This is a genomic window from Streptomyces sp. NBC_01198 (assembly GCF_036010485.1).
Lineage (GTDB): Bacteria > Actinomycetota > Actinomycetes > Streptomycetales > Streptomycetaceae > Actinacidiphila.
In genome coordinates this window covers 2,416,506-2,430,577 of sequence record NZ_CP108568.1, presented here as the reverse complement: position 1 = coordinate 2,430,577, position 14,072 = coordinate 2,416,506, and the positions used below count along the sequence as shown (strand labels likewise).

Sequence of the window (14,072 nt, the reverse complement as noted above, 5' to 3'; positions counted from 1 at the left end):
GCGGCTCGCCCAGGCACCGACCACTTCTTCTGTACCGCCAGTTCCAGGGAGCTGTTTTCCATGAGCGCCGAGTCGACAGGGCTGAGTGCCCACCTGAGCCGCGGCCGTATCGCGTTCCGGCACTGGCGGTGGCAGCGTCCGTTCTGGGCGGGGCTGCTGACCATCCTGGCCGGCTTCCCGATCGGGTACCTGCCGTACAACAACGTGACGTTCGGTCAGCTGACCATCCGGATGGCCACCACCGCGGGAGCCGGCGCTCTGATCATCGGCGTGCTGCTGGTCGTGCTGGGACTGACCATGTGGTTCCAGTCCGCGGTACGCGTCTTCGCCGGTGTCGCCACCATCCTGCTCGGCCTGGTGTCGCTCCCGGTGGCCAACTTCGGCGGCCTCGTCATCGGCTTCGTGCTGGCCCTGTTCGGCGGGGCGCTGAGTGTCTCCTGGGCGCCCGGCACCCCGGTGTCCGACGAACCGGGTGAGAAGGCGGAGCTGCCCGACGGCGACCCGCACCCCGAGAGCGACGCGGCGGACCCCGACGCACCCGCCCCCACCGTGCCCGCGCCCGCGCTGCCCGCGGACCCGTTCACGCAGCCCGAGCCGGTGCACGCCGGTGCGCGGGCCGACGAAGAGACCACCGAGGAGAACGGGAGGCACCGTGCTGGGTGACGAGGCTCAGCCGGCCGGGAGCGACGTGGAGAGCAGGGCGACCGGGCCGCGGCACGCGGCCCCGCGCAAGTCCCTGCTGACCAAGCTGCACATGCCCGCGGGCAAGGCGGTGGCGCTGGCCGCCATGCCGACCGCGGTGCTGATGGGCATGGGCTTCACCCCGCACCTGGCGCAGGCGGACGAGCTGCCCAAGAGCCCGTTCAAACCGGGTCCTTGCGTGACGCAGTCGGACACTCCACCGCCCTCCTCGACGGACAAGGCCAAGACCGGTGAGCCGGGCAGGACGGCGGCCAGGCCGAAGCCCGATCCGACGACCAGCCCCAGCGCGTCGTCGAAGTCCACCAGCTCTTCGGCCGCGCACAAGCCGGCGGCGTCGTCCCCCCCGGCCGACACCGGCAAGCCGGCCGTCAAGGCGCAGCCCGAGTCCCAGCCCCGGACGCAGCCGAGTGCCGACCCGAGCCCGGCGCCGAGCTCCACCAGGGCCACCAACCCGCTGGACCCGCTGGGCCTCGGCGACGTACTCGGCGGCCTGCTGGGCGTGGGCGGCTCGTCCGGCTCCTCGACGCCCGCCCCGACGCCGACCACCAAGGCGCCCACGCCCGACCCGACCACCAGCACCCCGAAGCCCGCCGACCCGGTGAAGTCCACGGCGGACAGCGCGGGCAAGACGGTCAAGGACACCGCCAAGGGCGTCACGGACACGGCGAAGAACGTCGTCAAGAAGACGACCAAGAAGGCCGCGGACGGCGTCCACAAGACCGTGAAGACGGCCAAGGACACCGCCACCGAGCCCGCGTCCGGCGAGCAGGGCTACCCCTGCCCGACCACCGACGCGAAGGCGCTGGCCGACGCCGAGACGGAGCAGGGCATACCGCTGCTGCCGGACGAGCCGTGGACGCTCAAGAGCTCGCTGCTCACCCTCTACGGCCTTGAATACGACGGCATCGTGCAGGTCAAGACGCACAACGGCCACGTCAAGGACGTCCTGAAGTTCAAGGCCACCGGCGTGGACATCGGCGACCTGCACCAGATCGTGGACGGCCCGGGCGGCTCCAAGACCCACGTGACGGCCCGTTCCGGCTCCACGTCCACGATCCGCAACGGCACGGTGACGATGTACACCGAGTCGCTGAGCGGCAATCTGCTGGGCGCGGTGCCGATCACCTTCACGCCGAAGTTCCCGCCGCCGATCACCGTCCCGGTGCTCTTCTTCACCGACGTCACGGTCATCCAGGCCGGCCAGTTCGGCGGCGACCTCACCGTCCCCGGCATGAAGGTGCTGCCCGGCCAGTCCTCCTGACCCGCGGCCACACCGCGCGCCCGCCCCGAACAGCCCCGGGGCGGGCGTTCTCCGCTTGCGTCAGCCGCCCAGGTGGTGGACCCGGACCAGGTTGGTCGTGCCCGGGAGGCCGGGAGGGGAGCCGGCGGTGATGATGACCGTGTCGCCGTCTGTGTAGTCGGAGAGCTTGAGCATCTCGCGGTCGACGATCTTGACCATGTCGTCGGTGGTGTCCACGTGCTCGACGACGAAGGCCTCGACGCCCCAGGTCAGCGCGAGCTGGTTGCGGGTCGCCGGGTCGGTGGTGAAGGCGACCACCGGCTCGGGCACCCGGTAGCGGGCCAGCCGGCGGGCGGTGTCACCGGACTTGGTGAAGGCGACCAGCGTCTTGGCGTCCAGGAAGTCGGCCAGCTCGGCCGCGGCGCGGGCGACGGCGCCGCCCTGCGTGCGGGGCTTCTTGCCGGGGGCCAGCGGCTGCAGGCCGCGGCACAGCAGCTCCTCCTCGGCCGCCTCGACGATACGGGCCATCGTCTTGACGGTCTCGACCGGATACTTGCCGACCGAGGACTCCGCGGAGAGCATCACCGCGTCGGCGCCGTCCAGGATCGCGTTGGCCACGTCGGAGGCCTCGGCTCGGGTGGGCCGGGAGTTGGTGATCATCGACTCCATCATCTGGGTCGCCACGATCACCGGCTTGGCGTTGCGGCGGCAGAGCTCCACCAGCCGCTTCTGCACCACCGGCACCTGCTCCAGCGGGTACTCCACCGCCAGGTCGCCGCGGGCCACCATCACGGCGTCGAACGCCATGACGACGTCCTCCATGTTGTTGACCGCCTGCGGCTTCTCCACCTTGGCGATGACGGGGACCCGGCGGCCCTCCTCGTCCATCACCCGGTGCACGTCGCGGACGTCCTTGGCGTCGCGCACGAAGGACAGCGCCACCATGTCGACGCCCATCCGCAGCGCGAACCGCAGGTCGTCGATGTCCTTGTCGGACAGCGCGGGCACGTTCACCGAGGCGCCCGGCAGGTTGATGCCCTTGTGGTCGGAGATGACGCCGCCCTCGACCACCAGCGACCGCACCCGGGCGCCGTCGACCTCTATGACGCGCAGCGCCACGTTGCCGTCGTTGATCAGGATCGGGTCGCCCTGGGAGACGTCACCGGGCAGGCCCTTGTACGTCGTCCCGCAGACGGTCTTGTCACCGGCGACGTCCTCGGTGGTGATGGTGAACTCGTCACCCGCGACGAGCTCCACCGGGCCGTCGGCGAACTTGCCCAGACGGATCTTGGGACCCTGCAGGTCGGCGAGTACGCCGACGGCCCTGCCGGTCTCCTCGGCCACCTTGCGCACCCGCTGGTAGCGGTCCTCGTGCTCGGCGTGGCTGCCGTGGCTGAAATTCAGTCGGGCCACGTTCATGCCGGCCTCCACCAGTGTCTTCAACTGGTCGTAGGAGTCAACGGCGGGACCCAGGGTACAGACGATCTTGGCTCGGCGCATGGGCGCTATCCTATCGGTTTGTTCCGCTGCGGAATATTCCTGGGGGTTCGCGCGGCCGCGGGACGGTCAGCCATCCTGTTCCGCCAGTGCGTACGTCTCACGGGCGATCTCCAGCTCCTCGTCGGTGGGGACGACGGCCACGGCGATCCGCGACGAGTCGGCCGACACCAGGCGGGGCGCCGTGCCGCGCACGGCGTTGCGCAGCGGATCCATGGTGACACCCAGATTGTTAAGACCCGACAAAGCCGCTTCGCGAACGGCAGCCGAATTCTCGCCGACACCCGCGGTGAAGGTGATCGCGTCGACCCGGCCGAGCACCGCCGTGAAGGCCCCGACGTAGCGGCGGATCCGGTGCACGTACACGTCGAAGGCCAGCTGGGCGGCGCTGTCGCCCGCGGCCATCCGGCGGCCGATCTCCCGCATGTCGTTGTCACCGCACAGGCCGAGCAGCCCGGACTTCTTGTTCAGCAGGGTGTCGACCTCGTCGGTGCTCATACCGGCCACCCGCTCCAGGTGGAGGACCACCGCCGGGTCCAGGTCGCCCGAGCGGGTGCCCATCACCAGGCCCTCCAGCGGGGTCAGGCCCATCGAGGTGTCCACGCACACCCCGCCGCGCACCGCGGAGGCCGAGGCGCCGTTGCCCAGGTGCAGCACGATCACGTTGACCTCGGTCGGCTCCTTGCCGAGCAGCGCCGCCGTGGCTCGTGAGACGTAGGCGTGCGAGGTGCCGTGGAAGCCGTAGCGGCGGATGCCGTAGCGGTCGGCGGTGGCCAGGTCGATGGCGTAGCGGGCCGCGGCCTCGGGGAGGGTGGCGTGGAAGGCGGTGTCGAAGACCGCGACCTGTGGCAGGTCGGGCCGCAGCTCGCGGGCGACCTTGATCCCGGTGATGTTCGCCGGGTTGTGCAGCGGCGCCAGCGGCACCAGGTCCTCGATGCCGGCCAGCACCTCGTCGGTGATCAGCGTCGGCGCGGTGAAGCGGGTGCCGCCGTGCACCACCCGGTGGCCGACCGCGGCCAGCTCGGGGGAGTCCAGGCCCAGACCGCGGGCCTTGAGGTCCACCGCCGCCTGGCGCAGCGCCCGCGCGTGGTCGGCGACCCCGCCGGGCTCGCCGATCCGCTCCACCACCCCGGCGGCCAGCCGCTGCCCGTCCGCCATGTCGATCAGCTGGTACTTCACCGACGACGAGCCGGAGTTCAGCACCAGCACCCGTGTCGCGCCGCTCATTCCGCGTCCCCCTGCTGTGCCTGGATCGCGGTGATCGCGACCGTCGTGACGATGTCCTGGACCAGGGCGCCCCGCGACAGGTCGTTCACCGGCTTGCGCAGGCCCTGCAGCACCGGGCCGACCGCGACCGCGCCGGCCGAGCGCTGGACGGCCTTGTAGGTGTTGTTGCCGGTGTTCAGGTCCGGGAAGATCAGCACCGTCGCCTGCCCGGCGACCGCTGAGCCGGGCATCTTGGTGGCCGCGACCGACGGCGCCACGGCGGCGTCGTACTGGATCGGGCCCTCCACCAGCAGTTCGGGGCGCTGCCGCCGGACCAGCTCGGTGGCCGCCCGCACCTTGTCCACGTCGGCGCCGCTGCCGGAGGTGCCGGTGGAGTACGACAGCATCGCGATCCGCGGCTCGACGTTGAAGCGGGACGCGGTGGCCGCCGCCTGGATCGCGATGTCGGCCAGCTGCTCGGCGTCCGGGTCGGGGTTGACGGCGCAGTCACCGTAGACCAGCACCTTGTCGGCCAGGCACATGAAGAAGACCGACGAGACGATGGCCGCCCCCGGCCGGGTCTTGATGATCTCGAAGGCCGGCCGGATGGTCGCCGCCGTGGAGTGCACGGCGCCCGACACCATGCCGTCGGCCAGCCCCTCCTGGACCATCAGCGTGCCGAAGTAGGAGACGTCGGCCACCATGTCGTAGGCCAGCTCGTAACTGACCCCGCGGTGCGCCCGCAGCTCCGCGTACCGCTCGGCGAACCGTTCCCGAAGCGGCGAGGTCTGCGGGTCGACCACCTGCAGGCCCGGGTCGTCCAGCGTGATGCCGAGGTCGCCGGCCTTCTTGCGTACCGCGTCCTCCTCGCCCAGCAGTGTGAGCTCGCACACGCCCCGGCGCAGCAGCACCTCGGTGGCCCGCAGGATGCGCTCCTCGGTGCCCTCCGGCAGGACGATCCGCCGCTTGTCGGCCCGCGCCCGCTCCAGCAGCGCGTGCTCGAACATCATCGGGGTGACCCGGGAGGAGCGGGCCACCGACAGCCGCTCGGTCAGCTCGGCGGTGTCGACATGGGTCTCGAACAGCCCGAGCGCGGTCTCCGCCTTGCGCGGGGTGCCCGCGCCCAGCTTTCCGTCCAGGGTGAACAGCCGGGTGGAGGTGGTGAAGGAGTCGGTGGCGACCGCGAGCACCGGGGTGCCGGGGGCCAGCCGGTTCGCCAGCGTCAGGATGTCCTGGCCCGGCTTCTCGTCCAGCGTCAGCAGCACCCCGGCGATCGGCGGTGAGCCCGCCGAGTGCGCGGCCAGCGCGCCGACGATCAGATCGGCCCGGTCGCCTGGCGTGATCACCATGCATCCCGGGGTCAGGTTCGGCAGGAAGGTCGGCAGCATCGCCCCGCCCAGGACGAAGTCCAGCGCGTCCCTGGACAGTCCGGCGTCGTCGCCGAGCAGCACCTGCGCGCCCAGCGTCTCGGCGATCTGCGCGACCGTCGGCGCGGCCAGCGCGGGCTCGTCCGGCAGCACGTAGACCGGGACGTCGGGCGTGCGGGCGAGCCGCTCCGCGGCCTCCGCGACCTCGGCCGGGTCCACCCGGTTGGCGACCATCGCGATCACGTCGCAGCCCAGGTTGGTGTAGGCGTGGTGGGCGTTGCGCACCTCGGCGACCACTGACTCGGCGCTCTGCGCCCGGCCGCCTATCACCGGCAGCACCGAGGCGCCGCACTCGTTGGCCAGCCGGGCGTTGACCCCCAGCTCGGCCGGCAGGTTGGTGCCGGCGAAGTCCGAGCCGAGGATCAGCACGGTCTCGTAGTCCTCCGCGACCCGCAGATAGCCCTCGACCAGCCGGGCCGTCAACGCCTCCTGACCCTGCTCGGCCTGCAGCGCGGCGGCCTCCTCGTAGCCCATGCCGAACACCGTCGCCGGGTCCTGGACCAGCCGGTAGCGGCTGTGCAGCAGCTCGAAGATACGGTCGGGGGTGTCGTGCACCAGCGGCCGGTAGATGCCGACCCGGTCCACCTGCCGGGTCAACAGCTCCATCACCCCCAGCTCGACCACCTGCCGGCCGTCGCCGCGGCCGATCCCCGTGACATAGACGCTGCGCGTCACCCCATGACTCCGATCCCTCAGCCCCTGCGCGATGTACCTCATGACGCTAACGTGCCCGCCCGCGCCACGCCCGCCGAGTCCCCCGCCCGGCACGCCGGGGCGCCGCGGCCGTAGCGCGCCGCCCGGGTGCGGGCTGCCGGGGATCGCCGCACAGTGCACGTAGGGTGAGGGGGAACGAGCGAGGAGGGCCGTGCGATGGACGTCCTGGCCACCGGAGTGCAGCGCGACGAGCGGCCCCTGCTGGAGGCCGCGTTCGCCGGGCGGCACGACATCCGCTGCCTCGAAACCACCCTCACCGCCGACACCCTGCCGCTGGCCGCCGGCTACGAGGCGGTCTCCACCAGCGTCAACAGCGTCCTGGACGCACCCGTCCTGGAGGCGCTGGTACGGGGCGGCACCCGGCTGATCGCCCAGCGCTCCACCGGGTACAACAACATCGACCTGGCCCACGCAGAACGGCTCGGCATGACCGTCGCCCGGGTCGCCGCCTACTCACCGTACGCGGTCGCCGAATTCGCCTGGACCCTGGCGCTCGCCCTGAACCGCAAGATCGTCCGGGCCGCGAGCCGTACCCGCGACTTCGACTTCCGCCTCGACGGCCTGCTCGGCGAGGACTTCCACGGCCGCACCGCCGGCGTCGTCGGCACCGGCCGGATCGGCACCGCCTTCACCGCGATCGCCCGCGGCTTCGGCATGCGGCTGCTCGGCTGGGACATCACGCCGAACCCGGAGTGCGAGGAGCTCGGCATGCAGTATGTCGAGCTGGACAGGCTCTTCCGCGAGGCGGACCTGCTCACCCTGCACCTGCCGCTGATGCCGTCCACCCACCATCTGGTCGGCAGCAGGCGGCTGGGCGAGATGAAGGACGAGGCGATCCTCGTCAACACCAGCCGCGGCGCCCTGATCGACTCCACCGCCCTGGTCGAGACGCTCCGTGAAGGACGGCTCGGCGGAGTGGGCCTGGACGTGTACGAGGAGGAGGCGGGGGTCTTCTTCTACGACAAGTCGCTGGAGATCATGACCGACGACGTCCTGGCCAGGCTGCTGACCTTCACCAACGTGCTGATCAGCTCGCACCAGGCCTACTACACGGTGGACGCCGTCGAGGAGATCGTGGCGGCGACGCTGCGCAATGTGAACGACTACGTGGCCGGCCGGATCACCGACAGCACGCTGATCCCGCGCAGCCCGTGACCCACTTCCCGCTTCCTGGAGACACCCGCTCATGCGTATCGGAGTCCTCACCGCCGGCGGCGACTGCCCCGGCCTCAACGCCGTCATCCGGTCGGTCGTGCACCGCGCCCTGACCGGGCACACGGACGAGGTCATCGGCTTCGAGGACGGATTCGTCGGCCTGCTCGAAGGCCGCTTCCGCCCGCTCGACCTCAACTCCGTCAGCGGCATCCTGGCCCGCGGCGGCACCGTCCTCGGCTCGGCCCGGCTGCAGCGCGACCGGCTGCGCGAGGCGGCGGACAACGCCGACGACCTCTGCTCGCGCTACGGCATCGACGTCCTCATCCCGATCGGCGGCGAGGGCACGCTGACCGCCGCCCGGATGCTGTCCGACGCCGGCATGCCGGTGGTCGGGGTGCCCAAGACGATCGACAACGACATCAACGGCACCGACCGCACCTTCGGCTTCGACACCGCGGTCACGGTGGCGACCGAGGCGATCGACCGCCTGAAGACCACCGCGGAGTCCCACCAGCGGGTCATGGTCGTCGAGGTGATGGGCCGGCACGCGGGCTGGATCGCGCTGGAGGCCGGCATGGCGGGCGGCGCCCACGGCATCTGCGTGCCGGAACGCCCCTTCGACCCGGCCGACCTGGTCGGCATGGTCACCGAACGCTTCTCCCGCGGCAAGAAGTTCGCCGTCATCTGCGTCGCCGAGGGCGCCCACCCGGCCAAGGACACGATGGACTACGGCGTCGGCGAGATCGACAAGTTCGGCCACGAGCGCTTCAACGGCATCGGCACCACCCTGGCCCGCGAGCTGGAACGCCGCCTCGGCAAGGAGGCCCGCCCGGTCATCCTCGGCCACGTCCAGCGCGGCGGCGTCCCCACCGCCTACGACCGCGTGCTGGCCACCCGCTTCGGCTGGCACGCCGTCGAGGCAGCCCACAAGGGCGCCTTCGGCCACATGACCGCCCTGCACGGCACCCGCGTCGACATGGTCCCGCTGGCCGACGCCGTCACCTACCTCAAGACGGTCCCCGACGACCGGATGGAGGAGGCCGAGTCGGTCTTCTAGCCCGGCACGGGCGGGGCACCGTCCCCGGCTCGCCGGCCTGGTCCCCGCACCGGAGGGCCCCGCCGGTACCCGCTGCCGTCCACGCATGTCACGACAGGTCAGGGGAAGACGCCCGGCATGGGCATCATCGGATGGATCGTACTGGGACTTGTCGCCGGCGCCGTAGCCAAGGTCATCCTGCCGGGGCGTGACCCCGGCGGCGTGTTCGGCACCGCGGTCATCGGCTTCATCGGCGCACTGCTCGGCGGCTGGCTGTCGGCCAAGCTGCTCGACAAGCCGATTCCGCACCACTTCTACGACGGCAAGACCTGGTTGGCGGCCATCGCCGGCTCGCTGGTCCTGCTGATCGCCTACCGCGTCTTCTTCGGCGACTCCCGGGCGCCGTCCCGGTCGCGCTCCCGCTCCCGGTCCCGTCGTTCCCGCCGCTGACCCACCCAGGCCGGCCCGTCCGCTCAGCTGCCGCCCGCCCCGGGGACCTCCTCACCGAGGTTCCCGGGGCGGGCTCTTGCGCGGGTGGCCCGCCCCGGGGGCCGGTCAGCCGTGGTCGGGACGCAGCCACACCGTGGACAGCGGCGGCAGCGTCAGGGTGAGGCTGTGCGGGCGGCCGTGCCAGGGCGACGCCTCGGTCTTGATCTGGTCGGGAAGGGCCACCCCGCTGCCGCCGAAGCGCAGCTCGTCGGTGTTGAGCACCGGCGTCCACACCGCGGCGGGGGAGCCGAGGCGGTAGCCGTCCCTGACGACGGGGGAGAAGTTGCTGACGCACAGCACCGGTTCGCCGGCCGCGTCGAAGCGCAGGAAGGCGAAGACGTTGTCCTCCGCCGCGCCCCCCTCGATCCACTCGAAGCCGCCGGGGTCGGTGTCGCGCTGCCACAGCGCGGGCGTGGCCGTGTAGACGGTGTTCAGCTCGCGCACCAGGTCGCGCACCCCGCGGTGGTCGCCGGCCGCTGAGTACTCCGGGTCCACCAGCCACCAGTCCGGGCCGGTCTCGTGCGACCACTCCGAGCCCTGGGCGAACTCCTGGCCCATGAAAAGCAGTTGCTTGCCCGGGTGGGACCACATGAAGCCCAGGTAGGCGCGGACGGTCGCCCGCCGCTGCCACCAGTCGCCCGGCACCTTGCCGACCAGCGAGCCCTTGCCGTGCACGACCTCGTCGTGCGAGATCGGCAGCACGTAGTTCTCGCTGTACGCGTACACCATCGAGAACGTCATCTCGTTGTGGTGGTACTTGCGGTGCACCGGCTCGTGGCCGATGTAGCCGAGCGAGTCGTGCATCCAGCCCATGTTCCACTTCAGGCCGAAGCCGAGGCCGCCGAAGCCGGTGTGGCCCACATGGTGGGTGGCGCGGGTCACGCCGTCCCACGCGGTGGACTCCTCGGCGATCGTGATCACGCCGGGGCAGCGGCGGTAGACGGTGGCGTTCATCTCCTGGAGGAAGGCCACCGCGTCCAGATTCTCCCGGCCGCCGTGGACGTTGGGCAGCCAGTCGCCGCCCTCGCGGGAGTAGTCCAGGTAGAGCATCGAGGCGACCGCGTCCACCCGCAGGCCGTCGATGTGGAAGTCCTCGCACCAGTAGACGGCGTTGGCGACCAGGAAGTTGCGCACCTCGGTCCGGCCGAAGTCGAACTCCAGCGTGCCCCAGTCCGGGTGCTCGGCCCGGCGCGGGTCGGCCGGCTCGTACAGCGGCTCACCGTCGAACCGGGCCAGCGCCCAGTCGTCCTTCGGGAAGTGCGCGGGCACCCAGTCCATGATCACGCCGATGCCGGCGCGGTGCAGCGCGTCCACCAGGTGCCGGAAGTCGTCGGGCGAGCCGAGGCCCGGCATCGGTGCGTAGTAGGAGGTGACCTGGTAGCCCCACGAACCGCTGAAGGGGTGGCCGGCGACCGGCATCAACTCCACGTGCGTGAAGCCGAGGTCCGCCACGTAGGCGGGCAGCTGCTCCGCCAGCTCGCGGTAGGTCAGGCCGGGCCGCCAGGACGGCAGATGCACCTCGTAGACCGAGAAGGGGGCGCGGTGCACCGGGACGTCCGCGCGGCGCGCCATCCAGTCCGTGTCCCGCCACGCGTACGCCGACTCCGTCACGATCGACGCGGTGGCCGGCGGCACCTCCGAGGCGCGTGCCATCGGGTCGGCCTTCATGCCGTGCGAGCCGTCCGGGTGCGCGATGTCGTACTTGTACGCCGTTCCCGGCCCGACGCCCGGCACGAACAGCTCCCACACGCCGGTGGATCCGAGCGAGCGCATCGGCAGCGAAGTGCCGTCCCAGAAGGTGAAGTCGGCGGCGAGCCGGACGCCGCGGGCGTTGGGCGCCCACACCGCGAAGCGGGTGCCGGTGACACCGGCGTGCGTCATCGGCTCGGAGCCGAGGGCCTTCCAGAGCTGCTCGTGGCGGCCCTCGCCGATGAGGTGGAGGTCCAGCTCGCCGAGCGACGGCAGGAAGCGGTACGGGTCGTCCACGACGACCTCGCCGCTCTCGTACGTCACCGCCAGCCGGTACTCCGGCACGGGGCCCTGCGGGAGCAGGGCGGAGAACAGGCCGTCGCCCTCGTCGGTCATGGCGACGCGGTCGTCGCCGACGACGAGCGAGACGGCGCGGGCGTACGGGCGCAGCGCCCGTACGCGCACGCCCTTCCGCTCGGGGTGCGCCCCGAGCAGCGCGTGCGGGTCGTGGTGCTCCCCGGCCAACAGCCTCCGGCGGTCCTCCGCATCGAGGGCACCCTCGCGCTCCCGGGTGCCCCCGGTGGCGGGGGTGTCCTCGCGCTCCCGGGGACTTTCAGGGGCGCGGGGAACTGCGCGCTCGGCTCCCGCGGTGGCGCGGGTCGCCACCGGCCGGGCGGGGCTGTCGCGGTCGTCCCCGGACCACCGGCGGGTGGTGGGCTGGGCGCGCAGTTCCCCGCGCCCCTGGGACGTGTCCTCTGCGGCGGGTGCGCCGCTGGTACGGGGTGCGCTCCCGGGGGCGGAGGCCTCGCGGCCCTGGGACGTGCCCTCTTGGGCAGATTCGCCGCTGGTGCGGGTGGCGGTCTCCGGGGCCGGCGACGTCGGGCCCTGGGCCGCGGCGGGGATCGGCGGCCTGGGGGCGGTGCCCGAGGCGGCAGGGTGGGGCGTGGTGGCGTCGTAGCCGCGAGCCGCGGCCTCGGGGAGGTCGCCGCTGGCGGGGGTCGGTTCGGGGCTCACGGGCGGGGTCTCCTCGGGCTGCGGGTTCGATGCCTGCGGGGTCGGGGGCGGGTTCATCGCGGGGTGGTCGTGGACAGCCTGGCCAGGGCGGACAGCGGGATCGGGAGCCAGGCGGGCCGGTGGCGGGCCTCGTAGCGTGCTTCGTAGACGGCCTTGTCCGTTTCGAAGGCCCGTATCAGCACGGGCTGTTCACGCGGGTCGGTGCCCGAGACGTCGGCGTATCCGGTGCAGTAGGCGTCCCGGTGCCTGGCCGCCCAGGGGCCGTTGCCGCTGTGGTGGGCGGCGTAGTCGAAGGAGCGGAGCATGCCGGCCACGTCCTGCACCGGCGGTGCCGGCTTGCGGCGTTCCGCCAGCGGGCGGGCCGGCTCGCCCTCGAAGTCGATCAGCACCCACTCCCCGCCGGGCCGGCGCAGCGCCTGGCCGAGGTGCAGGTCGCCGTGGATGCGCTGGGCGGTGACCGCGTGGCCGGGCAGCGTGACGGCGCCGAGCTTGGCGAGGTCGTCGAAGGCGGAGCGCAGCGCGTCGGCGTACGGGCGCACCGCGGGTACCTCGGCGGCGGTCTCGTCCAGCCTGCGCGCCATGCCGGCGGCGATACTTTCCAGCGCCGCGCCGCCCAGCGCGCGTACCGGCAGTGCGGCGGCGAGCGAGGCGTGCACCTCGGCGGTGGCGCGGCCGAGCGCCGCCGCCTCGGCGCGGAAGTCGCCGTCCTCGGCGACCGAGGCCAGCGCGAGCGCCCAGCCGTCGGACGAGCCGGGCAGGAAGCGCTGCAGCACGCCGAGTGTGGTGGGCTCCTCGGCGGCGGGCCCCGGGCCGGGTTCCAGCGACTCGAACCACGCGACCGGCTCGGCGACCCGCCGCGACCCCGCCCTGGCCAGGGCCAGCGAGAGTTCGAGGTCGGGGTTGGTGCCGGGCGAGACGCGGCGGAAGAGCTTGAGGATATAGGTGTCGCCGTAGACCACCGAGGTGTTGGACTGCTCGGCGGTGGACACCCGCGGGGCGAGCCCGGGCGGGAAGACCGCGTGCGGCTCGGTGGTGAAGCGCAGCCGCCCGGTGCGGCCGGGCAGCCGCAGGCGTTCGAGCAGCAGCGAGGCCAGCCGGGGGTCGTGCGGGGCGTCGTAGAGGGTCAGCCCGTCGTAGGGGCCGCCGACGGCCGGGCCCAGCGCGGTCGGCACCAGGGCGGACGGCAGCAGCGGATGCGCGCCGAGCAGCAGTTGGTAGCAGTCGGCGGGACGCCCCGGCTGCTCGACGTCGATCAGCACGTGCAGCAGGCCGAGGGGTCCGAGCCGGCCGCCGGGAGGCATCAACTCGGTCGCCGCGGCCAGCCGGAAGCCGCCGATCGGCAGCCCCTTGCCGGCGAACCAGCGCTGCCGCGGCAACCAGCCGCGCAGCAGTGGTTCGAGGGAGCGCAGCAGTCCGGGCGCGGTGTCGTGCCCGCCAAGCGGCGACCCGGACGGCGTAACGGGGCTGTGAGTGGAGTGGGTGGTGGGAGTAGGGGACACAGGAGGGACGGAGGGCACGGGGGGAACACGGGTCCAGGAGCTGTCCGACATGACGTCCTTTCCCCGGGGAGTCGCGCACCCGGCCGCTTCGTCGAACGGCAGGGGCGCCAGCCTCCCGGATGACGGGTTCGGGCTGTCCGGCGACACGGGGAGCCTGCCCCGGGCGGGTGACAGGAAACCGCCGTACGGCCCGCCCGCGTAACGTTCCGGTTGCCACTTCGCGCACCGGTCGTGCGGTCGGCCCGGCGGAGCCTGGCATGCTGCGAACGAGGTACGTCCGGGTAAATCCCGGTTACGCCAGGATGCGTCTGGATACCTCTGGATACTGCCAAAGGTGCGTCAGGCCCGCTACTCGGGCGCGCTCCCCCGGGGTCCTTCGGGTGCGGGGGGCCGGACCGGCCGGC

10 protein-coding genes are annotated in these 14,072 nt (G+C 72.4%); 5 read left to right on the top strand and 5 right to left on the bottom strand.

The features are described from left to right. The first annotated feature begins 60 nt into the window (after window positions 1–60). Window positions 61–663 (top strand): DUF6114 domain-containing protein, encoded by a 603-nt coding sequence (locus tag OG702_RS10745; RefSeq protein ID WP_327288630.1) that lies wholly within the window; start codon window positions 61–63, stop codon window positions 661–663. Then, window positions 653–1,963, top strand: a complete 1,311-nt coding sequence (locus OG702_RS10740) for a hydrogenase expression protein HypF (RefSeq protein WP_327288629.1) — start codon at window positions 653–655, stop codon at window positions 1,961–1,963. Before OG702_RS10745 ends, OG702_RS10740 begins: the two co-directional genes overlap by 11 nt. 60 nt (window positions 1,964–2,023) lie before the next feature. On the opposite strand, the gene pyk is transcribed toward OG702_RS10740, so the two are convergent. The 3 genes from pyk to pta all read right to left on the bottom strand — a co-directional run bounded on the left by pyk (window position 2,024) and on the right by pta (window position 6,747). Further along, window positions 2,024–3,442, bottom strand: coding sequence for a pyruvate kinase (gene pyk, locus OG702_RS10735; protein ID WP_327288628.1), 1,419 nt, complete (start codon window positions 3,440–3,442; stop codon window positions 2,024–2,026). Between the two features lie 66 nt (window positions 3,443–3,508). After that, complete coding sequence (locus OG702_RS10730; RefSeq protein ID WP_327288627.1) at window positions 3,509–4,666, bottom strand: acetate/propionate family kinase; 1,158 nt, start codon at window positions 4,664–4,666, stop codon at window positions 3,509–3,511. After that, the gene (pta, locus tag OG702_RS10725) at window positions 4,663–6,747 is read right to left on the bottom strand and encodes a phosphate acetyltransferase (protein ID WP_327288626.1); all 2,085 of its coding nucleotides are present in this window, start codon (window positions 6,745–6,747) and stop codon (window positions 4,663–4,665) included. Before pta ends, OG702_RS10730 begins: the two co-directional genes overlap by 4 nt. Before the next feature lie 195 nt (window positions 6,748–6,942). Between pta and OG702_RS10720 the strand changes: the two genes are divergently transcribed. The 3 genes from OG702_RS10720 to OG702_RS10710 all read left to right on the top strand — a co-directional run bounded on the left by OG702_RS10720 (window position 6,943) and on the right by OG702_RS10710 (window position 9,427). After that, the gene (locus OG702_RS10720; protein WP_327288625.1) at window positions 6,943–7,941 is read left to right on the top strand and encodes a 2-hydroxyacid dehydrogenase; all 999 of its coding nucleotides are present in this window, start codon (window positions 6,943–6,945) and stop codon (window positions 7,939–7,941) included. Window positions 7,942–7,972: 31 nt separating this feature from the next. Next, entirely contained in the window at window positions 7,973–8,998 is a 1,026-nt protein-coding gene (locus OG702_RS10715; protein ID WP_327288624.1) for an ATP-dependent 6-phosphofructokinase, read from the top strand. Window positions 8,999–9,115: 117 nt separating this feature from the next. Continuing rightward, window positions 9,116–9,427 (top strand): GlsB/YeaQ/YmgE family stress response membrane protein, encoded by a 312-nt coding sequence (locus OG702_RS10710; RefSeq protein ID WP_327288623.1) that lies wholly within the window; start codon window positions 9,116–9,118, stop codon window positions 9,425–9,427. 105 nt (window positions 9,428–9,532) lie between these two features. Here OG702_RS10710 and glgB read toward each other — a convergent pair whose 3' ends face one another. Beyond that, the gene (gene glgB, locus OG702_RS10705; protein WP_442814375.1) at window positions 9,533–12,226 is read right to left on the bottom strand and encodes a 1,4-alpha-glucan branching protein GlgB; all 2,694 of its coding nucleotides are present in this window, start codon (window positions 12,224–12,226) and stop codon (window positions 9,533–9,535) included. Then, window positions 12,223–13,719 (bottom strand): maltokinase N-terminal cap-like domain-containing protein, encoded by a 1,497-nt coding sequence (locus OG702_RS10700; RefSeq protein WP_442814374.1) that lies wholly within the window; start codon window positions 13,717–13,719, stop codon window positions 12,223–12,225. The genes glgB and OG702_RS10700 overlap by 4 nt, the downstream gene beginning before the upstream one ends. Between the last annotated feature and the right edge of the window lie 353 nt (window positions 13,720–14,072).